13 protein-coding genes and 2 tRNA genes are annotated in these 19,042 nt (G+C 69.1%); 12 read left to right on the top strand and 3 right to left on the bottom strand.

Going from position 1 to position 19,042, the window contains the following annotated elements; genetic code table 11:
• The first annotated feature begins 32 nt into the window (after positions 1 to 32).
• The 6 genes from ACUYM2_RS14590 to ACUYM2_RS14565 all read left to right on the top strand — a co-directional run bounded on the left by ACUYM2_RS14590 (position 33) and on the right by ACUYM2_RS14565 (position 6,742).
• Positions 33 to 1,418: a cystathionine beta-synthase gene (locus ACUYM2_RS14590; protein ID WP_481600690.1), complete on the top strand. Its 1,386-nt coding sequence runs from the start codon at positions 33 to 35 to the stop codon at positions 1,416 to 1,418.
• Positions 1,419 to 1,435: 17 nt separating this feature from the next.
• On the top strand, positions 1,436 to 2,638 hold the full coding sequence (locus tag ACUYM2_RS14585; protein WP_481600689.1) for a cystathionine gamma-synthase: 1,203 nt from the start codon (positions 1,436 to 1,438) through the stop codon (positions 2,636 to 2,638).
• A 6-nt stretch (positions 2,639 to 2,644) separates the two neighbouring features.
• Entirely contained in the window at positions 2,645 to 3,922 is a 1,278-nt protein-coding gene (locus ACUYM2_RS14580) for a glycosyltransferase 87 family protein (RefSeq protein WP_481600688.1), read from the top strand.
• Positions 3,923 to 4,033: 111 nt separating this feature from the next.
• Complete coding sequence (locus ACUYM2_RS14575; protein WP_481600687.1) at positions 4,034 to 4,549, top strand: winged helix-turn-helix transcriptional regulator; 516 nt, start codon at positions 4,034 to 4,036, stop codon at positions 4,547 to 4,549.
• A complete protein-coding gene (locus ACUYM2_RS14570; RefSeq protein ID WP_481600686.1) occupies positions 4,546 to 5,910 on the top strand; it encodes an MFS transporter in 1,365 nt (454 codons plus the stop codon). The genes ACUYM2_RS14575 and ACUYM2_RS14570 overlap by 4 nt, the downstream gene beginning before the upstream one ends.
• Positions 5,911 to 5,932: 22 nt before the next feature.
• Positions 5,933 to 6,742 (top strand): SDR family oxidoreductase, encoded by an 810-nt coding sequence (locus ACUYM2_RS14565; protein ID WP_481600685.1) that lies wholly within the window; start codon positions 5,933 to 5,935, stop codon positions 6,740 to 6,742.
• Positions 6,743 to 6,862: 120 nt separating this feature from the next.
• Here the strand turns inward: ACUYM2_RS14565 and ACUYM2_RS14560 are convergent, their stop codons facing one another.
• The gene (locus ACUYM2_RS14560; RefSeq protein ID WP_481600684.1) at positions 6,863 to 8,050 is read right to left on the bottom strand and encodes an acyl-CoA dehydrogenase family protein; all 1,188 of its coding nucleotides are present in this window, start codon (positions 8,048 to 8,050) and stop codon (positions 6,863 to 6,865) included.
• Positions 8,051 to 8,262: 212 nt separating this feature from the next.
• Here ACUYM2_RS14560 and ACUYM2_RS14555 point away from each other — a divergent pair, with 212 nt between their 5' ends.
• From ACUYM2_RS14555 to ACUYM2_RS14530, 6 genes are all read left to right on the top strand, one after another.
• Positions 8,263 to 8,916: an MOSC domain-containing protein gene (locus tag ACUYM2_RS14555; protein WP_481600683.1), complete on the top strand. Its 654-nt coding sequence runs from the start codon at positions 8,263 to 8,265 to the stop codon at positions 8,914 to 8,916.
• Between the two features lie 394 nt (positions 8,917 to 9,310).
• Entirely contained in the window at positions 9,311 to 11,386 is a 2,076-nt protein-coding gene (locus ACUYM2_RS14550; protein ID WP_481600682.1) for a DEAD/DEAH box helicase, read from the top strand.
• Between the two features lie 271 nt (positions 11,387 to 11,657).
• Positions 11,658 to 11,729 (top strand) — tRNA-Thr (locus ACUYM2_RS14545).
• A 61-nt stretch (positions 11,730 to 11,790) separates the two neighbouring features.
• Positions 11,791 to 11,867, top strand: a tRNA-Met gene (locus ACUYM2_RS14540).
• 163 nt (positions 11,868 to 12,030) lie between these two features.
• Positions 12,031 to 12,690: an SDR family oxidoreductase gene (locus ACUYM2_RS14535; protein WP_481600681.1), complete on the top strand. Its 660-nt coding sequence runs from the start codon at positions 12,031 to 12,033 to the stop codon at positions 12,688 to 12,690.
• Positions 12,691 to 12,783: 93 nt separating this feature from the next.
• Positions 12,784 to 14,355 (top strand): Na+/H+ antiporter, encoded by a 1,572-nt coding sequence (locus ACUYM2_RS14530; protein ID WP_481600680.1) that lies wholly within the window; start codon positions 12,784 to 12,786, stop codon positions 14,353 to 14,355.
• A 91-nt stretch (positions 14,356 to 14,446) separates the two neighbouring features.
• On the opposite strand, the gene ACUYM2_RS14525 is transcribed toward ACUYM2_RS14530, so the two are convergent.
• Both ACUYM2_RS14525 and ACUYM2_RS14520 read right to left on the bottom strand, forming a co-directional pair.
• Positions 14,447 to 17,533 (bottom strand): LGFP repeat-containing protein, encoded by a 3,087-nt coding sequence (locus tag ACUYM2_RS14525; RefSeq protein ID WP_481600679.1) that lies wholly within the window; start codon positions 17,531 to 17,533, stop codon positions 14,447 to 14,449.
• Positions 17,534 to 17,737: 204 nt separating this feature from the next.
• Complete coding sequence (locus tag ACUYM2_RS14520) at positions 17,738 to 18,961, bottom strand: ROK family protein (protein ID WP_481600678.1); 1,224 nt, start codon at positions 18,959 to 18,961, stop codon at positions 17,738 to 17,740.
• Positions 18,962 to 19,042: the final 81 nt, after the last annotated feature.

Below are 19,042 nucleotides of genomic sequence, written 5' to 3'. Positions count from 1 at the left end.
CCCGCGGCCCCGCAGACGGTAACTTTGTACCTATGAAGTACGCCCAGTCCGTCCTGGACCTCATCGGCAACACGCCGCTCGTCAAACTCAACCACGTGACCGACGGTATCGCCGCCACGGTCTTGGTGAAGCTGGAATACCTGAACCCCGGCGGGTCCATCAAGGACCGCATCGCCGCCAAAATGATCGACGAGGCGGAGCGCAGCGGCAAGCTCCAGCCCGGCGGGACCATCGTGGAGCCCACCTCCGGCAACACCGGCGTCGGCCTGGCCCTCGTGGCGCAGCAGAAGGGCTACCGCTGCATCTTCGTGGTCCCGGACAAGGTCGGCGAGGACAAACGCGCCGTGCTGCAGGCCTACGGCGCCGAAGTTGTGGTGACGCCCACCGCCGTCGCCCCCGACAGCCCGCAAAGCTACTACGGTGTCTCGGACCGCCTGGTCACCGAAATCCCCGGCGCCTACAAGCCGGACCAGTTCTCCAACCCGGCGGCGCCGGCCAGCCACTACGAGTCCACCGGCCCGGAAATCTGGCGCGACACGGACGGCAGGATCACGCACTGCGTGATCGGCGCCGGCACCGGCGGCACCATCACCGGCACCGGCCGGTACCTCAAGGAAGTTTCCGCGGACCGGGCCGAGGCCGACGGCGGCGTCGTCAAGATCATCGGGGCGGACCCGGCAGGCTCGGTCTACTCCGGCGGCACCGGCCGGCCGTACTTCGTCGAAGGCGTCGGCGAGGACATGTGGCCGGCGAACTACGACAAGGCCGTGCCCGACGACGTGATCGCCGTCAGCGACGCCGACTCGTTCGCCATGACCCGCCGGCTGGCCCGGGAAGAAGGCCTGCTCGTGGGAGGTTCCTCCGGCATGGCCGTCGTCGCCGCGCTGCAGGCTGCCCGGGACCTGCCCGCGGACGCCGTCGTCGTCGTGATCCTGCCGGACTCCGGTCGCGGCTACCTGGCGAAAATCTTCAACGACCAGTGGATGCGCTCCTACGGTTTCCTGTCCGGCGGCGACGAGGCCTCGGTGGGGGAGGTGCTCAAAGCCAAGACCGGCGAGCTGCCGGACCTGGTGCACATCCACCCGAACGAGTCCGTCCGCGACGTCATCAACATCATGAACGAGTACGGCGTCTCGCACATCCCGGTGCTTTCCCAGGAACCGCCGGTGGTAATGGGCGAGGTGCTCGGGGCCGTCGACGAACGCACCCTGACCGCCAAGCTCTTCCGCGGCGAGGCGAACCTCACCGACAAGATCTCCGAACACATGGAGGCGCGGCTGCCTGTGATCGGTTCCCTCGAATCGATCTCCACCGCCCGCGAACTCCTCTCCGACACCGACACCCTGATGGTGACGTTCGTCGGCGCTCCGGTGGGGATCCTGACCCGCCACGACCTCCTCGCCTACCTCAGCAACTGACCCGTTCAAGGAGTCCCATGTCCCAGCCAGAAAGCTCTTCCGCGACCAACGCCGGCTTCAACACCCGCGCCGTGCACGCCGGCCAGGCCTTCGAGCCGCGCACCGGCGCCGTGGTGCCCCCGGTGCACTTCTCCTCCACCTACGCGCAGGACGGGATCGGCGGACTCCGGGCCGGGTATGAATACGGCCGCGGCACCAACCCCACCCGCGACGCGCTGCAGGAACAGCTTGCCGCGCTGGAAGGCGGCGCCGCGGCGTTCTCCTTCAGCTCGGGCCTGGCTGCCGAGGACTCGATGATCCGCGCCCTCACCCGGCCCGGGGACCACATTGTGCTCGGCAACGACGCCTACGGCGGGACATACCGGCTGATCAGCCGCGTCCTGGGCGAGTGGGGGATAGGCAACACCCCGGTGGACATGTCCGATCTTGACGCCGTCGCCAAGGCCGTCGCGGCCGGCGGATCGAACGGCGGCAAGACGCGGCTGGTGTGGGTGGAGACGCCGTCGAACCCGATGATGAAAATCACCGACATCGCGGCGCTCGCCACGGTGGCGCACGACGCCGGCGCCCTCCTGGTGGTGGACAACACCTTCGCCTCCCCGTACCTGCAGAACCCGCTGGGCCTCGGCGCCGACGTCGTGGTGCACTCCACCACCAAGTACATCGGCGGGCACTCCGACGTCGTCGGCGGCGCGATCATCGTCAACGACCCGGAGCTGGCCGAGAAGATCGGCTTCGTCCAGTTCGCCGTCGGCGCCGTGTCGGGGCCGATGGACGCCTTCCTGACCACCCGCGGACTGAAGACCCTCGGCGTGCGCATGGACCGGCACAGCGACAACGCCCACGCCGTGGCCGAATGGCTGCTGCAGCGCCCCGAGGTGGAGGCCGTGCTGTACCCTGGCCTGCCCTCGCACCCGGGCCACGAGCTGGCGAAGAAGCAGATGAAGAAGTTCGGCGGGATGATTTCCGTGCAGTTCAAGGGCGGCGAGGCAGCGGCGCGCAAGGTTGCCGAGTCCACCTCGGTGTTCACCCTGGCCGAGTCCCTGGGCGGCATCGAATCACTGATGAACTACCCCTCGGAGATGACGCACGCCTCGGTCAAGGGCACCGAACTGGCGGTTCCGGAGAACCTGATCCGGCTCTCCTGCGGTATTGAGGATGTCGAGGACCTGATTGCGGACCTCGAGCAGGCGTTCGCGCGCATTGAGACGGGCAGCTAACCTCCGGTGACCCTCACTTCCCGGGCAGCCGGCTCCGCCACCCGCGGCTGGATTGCGACGGCGGCCGGCGCTGCCGCCGTCGTCGTCGCCCTGGTGGTGCTGTACTCGGCCTACATCCCGCTGATGAACGACTTCGAGGTCTACTTCTACGGCGGGAACCGCGTGCTGCAGACCGGGGAAGCCGGCGTGAACGAGCTCTATGCCCCGCGCGACGGGCTCCCGTTCACCTACCCTCCGTTCGCCGCGCTGATCTTCGCCGCCCTCGCCACCCTGGGCCAACGCACCGGCAGCCTTGTCTTCATTACCGCCGCGCTGCTCGGTGCCGCCGTCGTGTCCGCGTGGCTGACCCGGCACTACTTCGGGCTGGGCCGCTGGCGCGACGCCGCCGCGGACTGGCGGTTCCGGGCCGTGGGCCTGGCCGGTACGGCGGCGATCCTGCTGATGGGGCCGTGGCGGGACACCTTCGACTTCGGCCAGATCAACATCATCCTGATGGGCCTGATCCTGGCCGACTTCGCGCTGCACGGAAAATCCCGGGCGGGGGAGTTCCGCTGGCCGGCGGGCCTGCTGATCGGGATCGCGGCCGGGATCAAACTGACCCCGCTTGCCTTCGGCCTGTACTTCCTGGTCCGCCGCGACTTCAGGGCCCTCGGCTGGATGGCCGCCGGGTTTTTCGGCTCGATCGCGCTCGCCTGGGCCATGCTGCCCACCGCCTCAGTGACGTTCTGGACCAGGATCCTGCCGGACACCGGGCGGATCGGCGGCCCGGGCTATGTGGACAACCTTTCGGTCAAGGGCCTGCTGCTGCACCTTGGCCTGCCGGATTCGTCCCTGACGTCAGGGGTGTGGCTGGTGCTCTCGCTTGGCCTGGCCGCCGTGACTGCGCTCGTGATCAAGTGGGCCGTTGACGCGGAGGAGAACTTCGTGGCCGTGTCCGCCACCGCGCTGCTGATGCTGCTGATCAGCCCGGTGTCCTGGTCCCACCACTGGGTCTGGATGGCCGTGGCGCTGCCGTGCATGGGTTTTGCCATCCACCGGGTCCCCTCGCGCGACGGGAAGATGCGGCTGGCCGGCTGGATCATCGTCGCCGCGTCCGCCGTTGCCTTCTACCTGACGCCCAAGTACCTCGCGGTGATGGCCGGTGCGCACGAGTGGGGCAAGGACCCGAACACGCAGTGGCAGCTCACCGTCGCGAGCCTGGGCGTGGTCTGCGGGATCGCCATGCTGGTTTACTGGGCCCTGGCCTACCGGCCCTCACGCGCCGGCCTCCGCCAGCAGCTCTAGCCCCGCGCCAACGCGCGGACGTACACTTGGGGCCCGCGCCATGCGCCTCAAAGGGGCCCCAAGTGTACGTTCGGCCTAGCTTTCTTGAAGAGAGTTAGCTAGCCTGCCGGTATGGCACTTCGATCCGACTGGTCCCGGCGCACCTGCAGCATGGCCCGCGGCCTGGAAATCCTCGGCGACCCGTGGGGCATGCTGGTCCTTCGCGAAGTCTTTTTCGGCAACGGACGCTTCGACGCCATGAAGGCACGCCTCGGCGCGGCGGACTCGGTGCTCACCAAACGGCTGGCGGCCCTCGTCGAGGCCGGCCTGCTCACCCGCCGGCCCTATGACGACGGCGGCCGCCACCGCCAGGAGTACGTGCTCACCGCCAAAGGCGAAGACGCCCTGCCGGTGCTCAACGCCGTCGTGATCTGGTCCGAAAAGCACCTGGCCGCGCCGTCCGAGCAGGCGCACATGTTTGTCGTTCACAGCGGCTGCGGGCAGCGCACCACCTCAGCCGACAGCTGCACGGCCTGCGGCGAACGGCTCACCGCCGCGAACACCAGCTGGCACAGCCTCGCCCGGACCGCCGCCCCGGTATCCCTCGCCACCGCCCCGGCGACCCAGCAGAGCGGGACGGCAGCATGAGTGCGCCCCGGACCACCCCCGCCCCGCCTGGCCGCCGCCGGATCCATCCGGCCTGGATCGTCGCCGCCGTCGCGTTCCTGGCTCTGGTCGGCGCGGCCGGATTCCGGGCTGCCCCCGGCGTGCTGATGGTGCCGCTGCAGAACGAGTTCGGCTGGTCCACCACGGTCCTCTCGGCCGCCGTCAGCATCAACCTGGTGCTGTTCGGCCTCACCGCACCCTTTGCCGCGGCCCTGATGGAGCGCTTCGGGATCCGCGCCGTGACTTCTGTGGCGCTGGTGCTGATCGGGGCCGGGAGCGCCCTGACCGTGCTGGTGAACCAGTCCTGGCAGATCCTGTTGACGTGGGGCCTGCTGATCGGCCTCGGCACCGGATCCATGGCGCTGGTGTTCGCCGCCACGGTCGCCAACACCTGGTTCGTGAAGAGCCGCGGACTGGTGATCGGCATCCTCACCGCGGGCAGCGCGGCGGGGCAACTGGTGTTCCTGCCCTTCATCGCCGCCCTCGCGCAGAGCCCCGGCTGGCGGCAGGCCTCGCTGCTGATCGCCGCCGGCGCGCTGGCCGTGGTGCCGCTGGTGCTCAAATTCCTGAAGAACTCACCCGCCGACGCCGGTGCGCTGCCCTACGGTGCCGACGCCGCCGGGCCGGGGGACGCTGCGGCGACGGCGGCGGAGCTACCCGGGGGAGTCGCCGCAGCCCCGGGATCCCCGCCCGCCCCGGCCGGACCCAGCCGGAACGCCGCCGTCCGCGCGCTTCAGGTGCTCAAGCGGGCCAGCAGGGTCCGGACGTTCTGGGCCCTCGTAGCCGGCTTCGCCATCTGCGGCGCCACGACCAACGGGCTGATCGGCACCCACTTCATCCCCTCCGCGCACGACCACGGCATGGCCGAAACCACCGCCGCCGGCCTGCTCGCCGTCGTCGGCATCTTCGACATCATCGGGACCATCGCCTCGGGCTGGCTGACGGACCGGTTCAACCCGCGGATTCTGCTCGCCGTCTACTACCAGTTCCGGGGTATCGGGCTGCTGGTGCTGCCGCTGCTGCTCAGCGCGGAAGTGCAACCCAGCATGATCGTCTTCGTGGTCATCTACGGCCTGGACTGGGTGGCCACCGTCCCGCCTACCGCCGCGATCTGCCGCCAGGTGTTTGGCGCGGACGGCAGTGTGGTTTTCGGCTGGGTTTTCGCCGCGCACCAGCTGGGCGCCGCCGCGGCAGCCTTGGCCGCCGGCGCCGTCCGCGACGCCACCGGGCAGTACACCTACGCCTGGTTTGCCGCTGCGGCCATGTGCACGATCGCCGCGGTGATCAGCGCGACGATCCGCAAGGACACCGGAAACAAGGCTCCGGTCCCGGTCCCGGCCTAGGTCGGCAGCTAGGCTGGGCCCCATGGTTTTCACTGCGCCCGTGCCCGATTCCCCGGACACACCGGCTGCCGCTGCCCCGCCGGTGCAGCGCAAGACGGCCCTGGTCACCGGTGTCGGGCGGCTCGCCGGCATTGGTGGCGGCATTGCACGGCGGCTCGCCGCCGACGGCTGGGACCTGGTGCTCACCTACTGGCAGGACTACGACACCCGGATGCCTTGGGGCGTCCAGCCCGACGACGTCGAACGCCTCACCGCCGAGCTGCAGGCAACCGGGGCAGCCGTGATGGTTGTCCCCGCAGACTTCGAGGATCCGCACGCCGTGGACCGGTTGATGGCCGCGGTGGCGGACGACGCCGGCACCCTGCAAGGACTCGTGCTCAGCCACGCGGAATCTGTGGACTCCGGCATTCTGGACACCACCCTGGAGAGCTTTGAGCGCCACTTCGCGGTCAACACCCGCGCCAGCTGGCAACTGATTGCCGCGTTCGCCCGGCAGGCGCCGGCGGAAGGCGGCGCGATCGTGGCGCTGACCAGCGACCATACCGCGTTCAACCTGCCCTACGGCGCGTCCAAGGGCGCCCTGGACCGGATCGTCATCGCGGCGGCCAGGGAACTGGGCCCGCTGCGGATCAGCGCCAACGTGCTCAACCCGGGCCCGGTGGACACCGGCTGGATGGACGCGCAGCTGCGCGATGACCTGTCGCGGCGGCAGCCCGGCGGCCGGCTCGGCACGCCCGCGGACGTGGCCGGGACGGTGGCGTTCCTGCTCTCCCCCGAGGGTCGCTGGGTGTCCGGCCAGCTGGTCAAGTCCGACGGCGGCTTCTCCGCTTGAGCCGCCCTGCCGCCTGAGCCGCCTTCGGGCCCGCCCGTTGCCGCCCTCCGAGGCCCTTCGGGATGACAGATACCGGCAATGTTTGCAGGAAACACTGCCGTGAAGTGCCTGCTCGCGGACTCAGCGGAAGGCGGCCAGCCCGGTAATGTGCTGCCCCAGGATCAGGGTGTGCACCTCGTCGGTGCCCTCATAGGTGCGCACCGATTCAAGGTTGGCGGCGTGCCGCAGCGGCGAATAATCCAGCGTGATCCCGTTCCCGCCCAGGATGGTGCGGGCCTCGCGGGCAATCGCGATCGCTTCGCGCACGTTGTTCAGCTTGCCCAGCGAAATCTGCTCCGGCCGCAGCTTCCCGGCGTCCTTGAGCCGGCCCAGTTGCAACGCCAGCAGGGTGCCCTTCTGGATTTCCAGCAGCATGTTCACCAGCTTCTCCTGGGTGAGCTGGTACCCCGCCAGCGGCTTGCCGAACTGCAGCCGATCCTGTGAGTACTGGAGCGCCGCCTCGTAGGAGTCCCGGGCGGCGCCCATCGCGCCCCATGCGATCCCGTACCGTGCCTCGTTCAGGCAGCTGAAGGGTCCGCGCAGCCCGCGGGCGGCCGGAAGCTGGGCCTCGGGGCCCAGCCGCACGCCGTCGAAGCTGACATCGCACTGAATCGAGGCGCGCATCGAGAGTTTCTGCCCAATCGGGGTGGCCGTGACCCCGGGGGTGCCGGCGGGGACCAGGAAGCCGCGCACGCCGTCGTCGGTCATGGCCCACACCACCAGCACGTCAGCCACCGAGGCGAGTCCGATCCAGCGCTTGGCTCCGTCCAGGATCCAGCCGGCGTCGTCGCCGGCCCCGTCCCGCCGGGCGAAGGTCTGCATGGCGGCCGGGTCCGAGCCGGCCGTCGGCTCGGTCAGGGCGAAGCAGCCGATCACTTCGCCTGCCGCCATCCGGGGGAGCCAGTGGAGTTTTTGCTCCTCCGAGCCCCACAGGTGGATGGCGGTCATGGCGAGGGATCCTTGCACCGAGACGAAGGTGCGGATGCCGGAATCGCCGGCCTCGAGTTCCATCGCGGCCAGGCCGTATTCGACGGCGGAACGGCCGGGGCAGCCGTAGCCCTCCAAATGCATGCCAAGCACCCCGAGCTCGCCCAGTTCCGCGGCCAGCTCCAGCGGGAACACGCCGTCGTCGTACCAGCCGGCGATGCCGGGCCGGATCCGCTGGCGGGTGAAATCGCGGACCTTTTCCCGGACTGCCAGCTCATCGGCGCTCAGCAGGGAATCGATGGCCAGGATGTCGGATACGTCGGGTGCTTCAAGGCTGCTCATGGGAGCATCCTACGTTCCGGTCTGGCCGCCGGCCCGGCGTTCCCGCCCGGTTGTTGTCCTGGTTCCGCCCGGTTCCCGGCCGACCCGCCGGTGTCGCCGGGTGCTTGGGGCCAGGACGGAGCAACAACCGGGCGGGAGCGCGTCGCCAGCCCCGCCACCACCGCCACCCATCGCAGCCCGCCAGTCCGGGGCGCCAGGCCTACACTGGTGCCATGAACACCGCATCCGTGCTTGCCGTCTGCCGGGTCCACCAGCTGCTCGGCGACGAAGGACGGCTGGGCGTGACGGCCATTGACAAGCGTCCCGTGGAGGGGCCGGTGAAGGTCCACCGGCTGGGCCTCCGCGGCGACGTCCAGGCCGACCGGATCGACCACGGAGGCGAGGACCAGGCGCTGTACGCCTATTCCCAGGCCGACGCCGACTACTGGGCCGCGGAAATCGGACGCGACATTCCGCCGGGGTACTTCGGCGAGAACCTCCGGGTCGCCGGACTCGATGCCACGAACGCGGTGATCGGCGAACGCTGGAAGATCGGGCTCGACGTCGAGGTGGAAGTCACCTCGCCCCGCCGGCCGTGCAGCACCTTCCAGCGGCGGATGAACGAACCCCACTGGGTCAAACGGTTCACCGAAGCCGGCCGGGTGGGCGCGTACCTGCGGGTGGTCCGGCTCGGCAGCATTCAGGCGGGGGACCACATCCACCGGCTCTACGTCCCGGCGCACGGCGTGACAGTCGGGAAATGGTTTTCCGACCCCACGGTCGAGGATATGGCGGCGCTGCAGGACGCCGACGCCGACGGCCTGATCCGGCTGCAGCCGGAGTACCACCAGGAGTTTGCCAAACTGCAGTCCCGGCAAGGGGAGTAGCCCCGGGGCCTGGGGCCATGTGCGCAAGGTCACCGCGGCCGTCGGCCGCTGCGTTAACACCTGCGCCGACACATGCCCTACACTTGAAACATCCCCCACTCCGGAAATCCCTTATTCCTGCCCAATTCTTGAGGCAGGACTGGCAAGTGTTGGGGCCCGCTACTGTGACGCGGGCATTTTCATAGGGAGAGCCGGCTAAAGAAAACGCTGTACAGACTGCTGGGATAGCAGCCAAGAGATGCAGCGGGAAGTCCTGCCACGGGATTGCGAAAGCGCCGGACTTCTACGTGACCGGCCGGTCAATGTCTGCCCGGCGCCAACGTGTCACACGTACTGCGGCTCCGCTCACCTCGGGTTGTGCCGCCTGGCCCCTATGGATGAGGAAAATTCCCCTATGCCCGAAAATCAAGACAACTCCGTCGACACCGAGAACACCCAGGCCGACGTCGAGGCCACTGAAACGGCTGCCCCCGCAGCCGAAGAAACCGCAGCCGGCACCGCCGCTGAGAACACCGCCGCTGGGAACACCACCGGCGAGAAGCCCGCTGACGAAACCGGCGACGACGAAACCGGCCTCCGCTTCGTCGACCTCGGCATCGACGCCCGCGTCCTCGCTGCCCTGCAGGACGTCGGATACGAGAAGCCATCCCCGATCCAGGCAGCCACCATCCCGGTGCTGCTTGAGGGCCGCGACGTCGTGGGCCTGGCCCAGACTGGCACCGGTAAGACTGCAGCATTCGCAGTACCGGCGCTGTCCCGGCTGGCCGAACTCCACGACCTGAACGGCCCGTCCCGCAAGACGCAGGCCCTGGTGCTTGCTCCGACCCGCGAGCTCGCGCTCCAGGTCGCCGAGGCCTTCACCTCCTATGCCAAGCACATCGACGACTTCACCGTCCTGCCGGTCTACGGCGGCTCCGCCTACGGCCCGCAGCTGGCCGGCCTGCGCCGCGGTGCCCAGGTTGTTGTCGGTACCCCCGGCCGCGTCATCGACCACATTGCCAAGGGTTCCCTGGACCTGTCCGAACTCCAGTACCTGGTGCTGGACGAGGCGGACGAGATGCTGCGCATGGGCTTCGCCGACGACGTTGAGCAGATCTTCCAGCAGACCCCCGAGGGCCGCCAGGTTGCACTGTTCTCCGCCACCATGCCGAGCCAGATCCGCCGCCTCTCCAAGCAGTACCTGAACAACCCGGCCGAGATCCAGGTGAAGTCCAAGACCACCACCGGCGCCAACACCCGCCAGCGGTACCTGCAGGTCATGGGCCCGCACAAGCTTGACGCGCTGACCCGCATCCTCGAGGTCGAAGAGTTCGACGGCGTCATCGCCTTCGTCCGCACCAAGATGGCCACCGAGGACCTGGCCGACAAACTGCGTGCCCGCGGCTTCCAGGCCGCCGCCATCAACGGCGACATCCCGCAGCAGCAGCGTGAGCGCACGGTCGAGGCGCTGAAGGAGGGTCGGATCGACATCCTCGTCGCCACCGACGTCGCGGCCCGCGGCCTTGACGTCGAGCGCATCAGCCACGTGATCAACTACGACATCCCGCACGACACCGAGTCCTACGTGCACCGCATTGGCCGCACCGGCCGCGCAGGCCGCTCCGGCGACGCCGTGCTGTTCATGACCCCGCGGGAGAAGTACCTGCTGCGTTCCATCGAGAAGGCCACCCGCCAGCCGGTGGAGCAGATGCACCTGCCTACCGCGGAAACGGTCAACACCCTGCGGCTGGGCAAGTTCGCCGAGAAGATCACCGAGACCCTTGAATCTGAGGACGTCTCGGCGTTCCGCGACCTGATCGCCTCCTACGAAGAAGAGCACAACGTTCCGGCCGCCGAGATCGCCGCCGCGCTGGCCGTCATGGCACAGGGCGGCCAGCCGCTCCTGGTCAAGGAACTGCCGGCCGCTCCGGAATTCCAGAAGCGCGAGCGCTCCAAGGACGGCTTCGGTTCCCGCGGCCCGACCCGCACCCTGACCGAGGGCAACGCCACCTACCGGATCGCCGTCGGACGCCGTCAGCGCGTTATGCCGGGATCCATCGTGGGCGCCATTGCCAACGAGGGCGGCATCTCCTCGGCCCAGATCGGCGGCATCGACATCCGTTCGGATCACTCCCTCGTGGAGCTCCCGGCGGACCTGAGCCCCGATCAGCTGAAGGCCCTGTCCCGCACCCGGATCGGCGGCGAGCTGATCCACCTCGAGCTGGACAACGGACGCAAGCCCTCCGGCGACCGTGGCGCCTACCAAGGAACCCGCAGTGGGGACCGGGGCGAGCGCGGCGGTTACTCCGGCGGCAGCGGCAACTTCAAGGGCAACGGCGGTTTCAAGCGCGAGTTCCGCAAGAACGACGGCGAGCGTTCCTCTGCTGACCGCGGCGGCCGCTCCTTCAGTGACCGCAACGAGCGCGGCGTCGGCACCGACACCCGCAAGCCCCGCACCGAGGGCGGCTTCAAGCCCCGGAACAAGTGGTAACCACTAGTTCCTAGGCAGTGCCAGGACGGGCCGGCTCTTTTTGAGCCGGCCCGTCCTCCTTTTTAAGCCCGGACCGTGCCCTGTTCCTGGGACGCACCGGACCCGTGAGTCGGCTTCGTCACATCCGGGGATCGGACCGGCCGGAATGGGCCCGCAAGGGATGGCCGAAGCCCCCGGAGATCCCCGGAACCGCGAGGATTTTGGCGGCCCCGGCGGACGAGGCCGGCCGATTTGTTGGGAGCCGAATCTTCCGGTAGAGTATTTACTCGTTGCCCCCCTAGCTCAGTGGTAGAGCGCGTTCTTGGTAAGAACGAGGTCACCGGATCGATTCCGGTGGGGGGCTCTGGATGAGGGCCTGTGTCAAGGCGGTTTTGACCGGCTTGACGCAGGTTTTTCTCATTCGTGGCGGTGTAGCTCAGTTGGTTAGAGCGCACGACTCATAATCGTGAGGTCGGGAGATCGAGCCTCCCCACCGCTACCAAGTAAGACCCCGCAGGCCCGGCCTGCGGGGTCTTTTTTGCCTTGACCCGCCGTCGCCCCGCCCACTTGACCTTGCCGCGCCCATGACGGCCGCAAGTGGCAGCGACGCGGCCAGGGGCGGCACGCCGGGTGCGGGGCAGGAGTGATTGGGACAGAATGGAACAATGACTCGAATCGCAATCATCGGCGGCCACGGCAAGGTGGCTTTGAAACTGTCCAGCATCCTCGCGAAGGACGGGCACGACGTTACGTCCGTCATCCGCAATCCGGATCACCGCGACGACGTGGCTGCCACCGGCGCCAGCCCGCTGGTCCTGGACGTGGAGAAATCGACGACGGCGGACATCGCCGCGGCGTTGCAGGACCACGACGCCGTGGTCTGGTCCGCCGGTGCGGGCGGAGGCAGCCCCGAACGCACCTACGCCGTTGACCGGGACGCCGCCGTCCGCTCAATGGACGCCGCAGCCCGGGCCGGCGTCCGGCGCTACGTCATGGTCTCCTACCTGGGCGCCGGGCCGGACCACGGAGTCCCGGCGGACAACGGCTTCCACGCCTACGCCGAGGCCAAGGCCGCCGCAGACGCCCACCTGCGCGCCAGCGGCCTGGAATGGACCATCCTGGGCCCCGGATCCCTGACGGACGGCCCAGGCGACGGGCTGCTCGACGTCGACCCCGCGGACACCTCAGACGGCACCGACACGTCGCGCTCCAATGTGGCGCTCGTCGCCGCCGCCGTGCTGGGCATGCCCCGGACCGCCGGCCGGACGATTGAGTTCCGGGACGGCTCGACGCCGCTCGCCGCAGCCCTGGAAACGGTGGACTAGCACCGACGGACCAGCACCCCGATAGGGTGGTGGGGCGGCCTGCGCTTCAAGGACCAGCGTCGGGCCGCCGTAACCCGCGGGGAAAGTGAGCTCATGGACCAGTTGGCCCTCATCGTCGGACTTCTCCTCGCCACGGTGGTGGCCGTCGGCCTCGGTGACCGGCTCCGTCTGCCGTACCCGGTCCTGATGCTGATCCTGGCCGCGTCGCTGACCTTCATCCCGGGCTTTCCGGAGATGCAGATCCCGCCGGACCTGATCCTGCCCATCTTCCTGCCCCCGTTGCTCTTTGCGACCGCGCAGCGTAGCTCCTGGGCCGTCTTCCGGGTGCGCTGGCGCACGCTGCTGATGCTCGCCGTCGCTCTCGTGGTGGTCTCCACCGCCGTCGTTGCCGGCGCAGCCTGGCTGATGATCCCGGGCATCGGGATCCCGGCAGCAATCGCCCTCGGCGCCATGGTGGCGCCGCCCGACCCCGTGGCGGTGGACTCCATCGCCGGGCGGGTCCGCATGCCCCGGCGCCTCATCACGGTCCTGCAGAGCGAGGGCCTGTTCAACGACGCGGCCGCAATCGTGATCTTCCAGGCTGCCGTTGCGGCTTCCGTTTCCGGTACCAAAATAGGGCCCGACGTCGTCCTGCAGTTTGTCGTGGGAGCGGCGGTCGCCGTCGGGATTGGGATCGGCACGGGCTGGTTCACGAGCCTTACCACCCGCCTGGTTCAGTCGCTGGTGGCACGCAGCGCCGTCACGCTGGTGGTCCCGTTTGCCGCGTACATCCTCGCCGAGGAGCTGCATGCCTCCGGCGTGATCGCCGTCGTCGTCACCGCCCTGGAGATCAAGCGGCATTCACGGCCGCAGGACGCCGCCGAGCGGGTCACCCGCACGGCCTTCTGGGACGTGGTGGAACTGCTCGCCACCGGGTTGGCCTTCGGTCTGGTGGGCCTGGAAATCCGGCAGGTGGTCCGTGAGGAGGGCGCCGCCGTCTTCGGCATGGCCGGGACCGCCGCCGTGGTCTGCGTGCTCGTGTTCGCCGTCCGGTTCGGCTGGTTGGCGATGATGTCCGGCCTGGCACGGAGCGAGCAGAACACACTGCGTCCCACCTCCGCCAAGGAGGTCCTGATTCTCTCCTGGTGCGGGATGCGCGGCCTGGCCACGCTGGCGCTGGCACTGGCCCTGCCGGTCACCCTGGCCGACGGGACTCCGTTCCCGGCCCGCAGCGAGCTGCTGGTGATTGCCTGCGCCGTGTTGCTGGCCACCCTGGTACTGCCGGGCCTGACGCTGCCCTGGCTGATGCGGGCCCTGAAAGCCTCGGAGGACGGCTCCGTGGAGCGCGACGCGGCGCGGCTGCTGGCTTCCCGAGCACAGCAGGCGGCCATCGCGGCGCTGAAGGACAACGAGCTGATGAGGGAGCTGCCGCCGGAAAAGGTGGCCTTGGTCAAGGAGAAAATGACCCGGCTGCACGCCGAGCTGCTGGACGGCAGCCTGCGGAACGAGAGTGTGAATGAGAAGCGCAAACGTGGGCGGGAGCTCGCCATCGCCGTGCAGACCATCGCCTTGGACGCGGCGCGGCAGGAGGTCGTGGCCGCCCGGAACGAACCCGACATGGACCCCGAAGTCGCCGACCGGGTGCTGCGCCAGCTGGATCTGCGCACCATGATCATGCCGGAGTGACGCCGGCGGTGCTGCCCGCGGTTGACGCCGGCGGTGCTGCCGGCGGTTGGCGCCGTTGGCGCCGTTGGCGCCAACCGCCGGGTTCCGTCGGCTAGGGAGTGACGACGCTGCCCCGTGCGGCGGACCAGGTGATGGTTCCTTTTTGGAAGCGCTGGCTGCATGCGCTGTCGGCCGGGCCGCAGACTTCGGTTCCGGCCGGATAGCCGAGCCGCCCGCGTTCGTATCCGAGGCTGGCCCAGGTGGCGCGGATCGCACCGGTGGTGGCGAAGGCACCGACGCCTGGCGCCCAGTTAATGGAACCGCCCTGGAACATCTGGTAGCAGCCGCCGTTGATCAGGCCGCAGGTCTCCATGCCGGTCGGGTAACCGAGCTTGCCCCGTTCGTATCCCACGCTGCCCCAGGCAGAGCGGATACCGCCCCAGGTGGCCTTGGCGCCGGTGGCCGGCGACCAGTGGATGTCGCCGCCTTGGAACCTCTGGTAGCAGCCGCCGTTGGGCAGGCCGCACGTTTCCTTGCCGGCCGGGTATCCGAGTTTGCCGCGTTCGTAGCCCAGGCTCCCCCAGGTGGAGCGGATGCCGCCCCACGTGGGGTTGGCGCCGGTGGCCGGGGACCAGTGGATGTCGCCGCCTTGGAACCTCTGGTAGCAGCCGCCGTTGGGCAGGCCACAGGTTTCGTTCCCCGTCGGGTAGCCCAGCTTGCCCCGCTCGGCGCCCAATGCCGTCCAGGTGGAGCGGATGCCGCCCCAGGTGGCGTGGGCGCCGGTGCCCGGGGACCAGTGGATGGTCCCGCCCTGGAACTTCTGGGAGCAGCCGCCATTGGCCAGCCCGCAGTCCTCGTTGGCGACGGGGTACCCGAGTTTGCCCTTTGCGGAGCCCAGGCCGGCCCACTCGGAGCGGATCGGTCCCATGGTGGCAACAGCCCCCGACGAAGCGGTCCAGTGGATGGCACCGCCCTGGAAGTTCTGGTCACAACTGTCCGCCTGCGAACAGACGACATTGCCGGTGGGGTAGCCGAGTTTCCCGGTTTCGTATCCGCGGGCGCCCCAGGCGCTGCGGATCGGACCGTAGGTGGCAAAGGCACCGACACCGGGGGCGTAGTGGATGGCGCCGCCTTGGAACTTCTGCGAGCAGCCGCCCTGCGCCAGGCCGCACGTCTCGTTGGCCGTGGGGTAGCGGAGTTGGCCGTGTTCGTAGCCCAGCTTTGCCCACGTGCTGCGGATGGCGCCAAGGGTGGCGACCGCCCCGGTGGCCGACGACCAGTGGATGGTGCCGCCCTGGAACGACTGGTAGCACCCGCCGTTGACCAGGCCGCAGGCCTCCCTGCCCGAGGGGTAGCCAAGTTTGCTCCGTTCGTAACCCAGGCCTGCCCAGGTGGCGCGGATAGCGCCCCAGGTGGGGACGGCGCCGGTGGCCTGCGACCAGTGGATGGTGCCGTCTTGGAACCTCTGGTAGCAGCCGCCGTTGACCAAGCCGCAGGTTTCGTTGCCGAGAGGGTAGCCGAGTTTGCCGTTTTCATGGCCGACGCTGTTCCAGGTGTTACGGATGCCGCCCACGAGCGCGAACGCCCCGGTGCGGCTGGTCCAGTAGATGGCGCCAAATTGGAAGGACTGGGTGCAGCCACTGCCGACCAGCCCGCAGCGCTGGCCGGCTGTCGGGTAGCCAAGCTTGCCCCGTTCGTAGCCCAGCGCGCCCCAGGCCGCCTTGATGGCGCCGAGGGTTGCGACCGCCCCGGTGCGGGGGCTCCAGTGGACGGAGCCGTTCTGGTAGTTCCGGTAGCAGCCGCCGCCGGCGAGTCCACAGCCGACGGCGGAGGTCGGGTTCCCCAGGGCAGGCGTGGCCGCGGCCGTCGAAGCTATGGCCTTGCCGACGATCGAGGCCTTGGATTCGACGGTGATGGAGGCCGACGTCGCGGAAATTCCGTCGATCCGCACGCGTGTGCCGGCATGGGTGGTGAACGTCTGCCCGGCCTGCCACGCCTGCCGCGGGTTGTAGTAGCCGTCGAAGGGCCGGGAGTCCGGCAGCAGGATCAATGAACCCGCTCCCAGCTGCTGGACAATCTTGACGCCGCTGTTGAGGTAGACGGCCTTGGCGGTGTCGTAGCTGACCGGAAGCCGCAGCTCGAGAAAATATACTTCGCCGCTGACGGCATCCCTGAACTTCACGGCCCGCCTCGCGGCGGTGCCGGCCCAGGCCGTCAGGGAAATTTTCCTCACATCGGTGATGGTTCCGGCGTCGACGATTTCGTCGCCGCGGCCAAAGCCGCCGTAGGCCCAAAGGGTAGAGCTGATCGTGGGCTGGGACGTCTGGGAGACGCCCATCAGGTCCAGGCTGTCCCCGTATTCACGGATGTAGCAGCTGCCGTCAGCGAACGTTCCGTCGGCGTTCGTGGCGACATCCTGCGCGCCGCTGCCGCACTGCAGGCTGTTGGCGTGCATCAGCCCGAGCACGTGGCCGAATTCGTGCGTCAGGACGCTGTTGGTCAGTGACGCCGGGAGCGGCATGATGACTCGGCCGCTGGTGCCCTGGTAGCTCCAGCCGGCACCGTAGGCTCCGTCCGACAGCGTTGGGCTGGAGACGAAGACGACGAGGGCGGTGTAAGGGTTGGGCGTCCAGCCGAGCTCATTGGAGATCGTGTTCATCATGTCCGGGTAGCGCTGGCCGGAGGTGGCTTTGCTGGTGCGGCTCTCAACCTTGGTCACGGTCATCGATAGCCGCCCGTTGGACATGGTCTTCCAGTAGTTGCTGCTGGTGCTGATGGCAGCTTTTGCGGCAGCCAGCGGGATGGTCGCCTTCCGGTCCGCCAGCTGGACCAGGACCAGGCGCACCTTGATGTCGCCGGTGCGGGCCAGCGAGTAGGACTCGGTGCTGAGGCGGGCGGCCCCGGCGGGTGCACCCTTCCTGCCCGCCGGGGGCGGGTTCTCAAACGTGTGCGCGACGATCGGCTCCTCGCCGCCCTGCACCGGGAGCGACTCAATCGTCGTCACCGACGACCCGGCCGTGGCGGAGGGAGTTGCCGTCGACTGGGCCGTCGTCGTGCCGGAAGTCGGGGCCGCAGCGGAAGCCGGGGCGGCAGCGGTGGACGTCGGCGTCGGCGCCAGCTCGGCGAAGGCCGGCGCCGTTCCGAGAGCCGGGACCGAAGCGAAGGCAAGGACAAGCGCGGCAAGCAACGCAGTCTTCATCCGTAAAGAGTTCACGTTTATCTTTCATGAGACCGCCGCCCAGCAGACGGGTCAGCTGAGCGGCCGCAAGTGACCAGAGTGACGTAAGTCTACGGATGGGATAGCGCAATATCATTAAACCTGCGCCAAACTTTCGAGTTGGGTAGTCAATCGTTGCCGAATCTTGAGCTACCCCTCGTGGGCACAACGGCGGCCCCGGACGGGTCAGCCGCCCAGCTCCAGTTCCAGCGCGTTGGCCTCGACGAAGTCCAGCGCGTGCCGGATGGCGCCGACCGTCACGATCCGGTCGCCCAGCGGCGAGGCGGTCACCCGCGGGGGAGTGGCGGTGAAACGCGGCAGCGCCGCCGTGATGGCGGGCACCAGCGCGCCGGCCGAATCCGCGACGGCGCCGCCGATCACCACCTGCTCGGGGTTGATCAGGCTGGCAATCGCGGCGATCACGCGGGCCATCCGCTCCGAGAGCCGGTCCAGGATTGCGAGGGCGGCCGGGTCCCCGGCCGCGGCATCCTCGAACACACGCCGGGCGCTGGCTGTCCCGCCGGCCGCCGGCCCGCCGCCCGCGGCCTGCCATTGCCGGGCCAGGCTCGCAATGCCGTCGCTGGACCCAACGCCCTCAACCATGTCCAGGAAGCCCATCTCGCCGGCGCCGCCGCCGCCGTGCAGCAGCCTCCCCGACTCCAGCATGCCCGCTCCGAGGCGCTCGCCGGCCAGCAGCACAACGAGGTCGTCCACGCCCGCGCCGGAGCCGCGCCAGCGTTCGCCGAGCGCGGCCAGGTTCGCGTCGTTCTCCAGCAGCACCGTCCAGCCGTGCAGGTCCAGCAGCGCCGAGCGGAGCCCGACGTCGAACAGGCTCCAGAAGTGCTGGGCGGACAACACGTTGCCGCGCCGGTCCACCGGCGCGGCAATCCCCGCGCCAACCGCCAGGACCTTGTCAGGGGTTTCGCCGGCTGCCTCCAGCGCCTGACGGCAGGCCCGGTCCACGACGCTGATCCGCTCCGCGGCAGGGATGTCCGCGGCGCGGAAGCTGCCGCTGGCACGGCTGAGGACCGTGCCGCGCAGGTCTGCGACCGCCGCGGTCGTTGTCGCGGCGCCGATATCGAGGCCAAGGACGACGCCGGCCCGTGCCCGGAGCTCGAACCGCCGCGCCGGCCGCCCCTTCTGCGGGCTTCCCGCGGCGGGAGCATCCTTGCGGGGGGCGTCCAGTTCGCGGATCCAGCCGCGCCGGATCAGATCCTCGCAGACGGCGATCACCGACGCCCGGGTGAGGCCGGTCCACGCCATCAGGTCCGTGCCGGTGGCCACCTCGGTCCCGCGGATCGCGGCCAGCACGGCCTGGGCGTTGACCCGGCGCAGCAGTTGGGGCGTGGCGGCTGCCTGCGGCTTCGTAATCTTGACCTCCCCCTGAATGCGGACCCATAATTGAACCAAGAATAGATTTAGCTTGTATCTAAATTATCAGACGCGGTGTTTCCAGGCACCGCTTCTTTCAGACACCGCACCCCAGCCCCG

Source organism: Arthrobacter sp. SD1074B, assembly GCF_056780195.1.
This window is presented reverse-complemented; position numbering and strand designations above follow the sequence as displayed.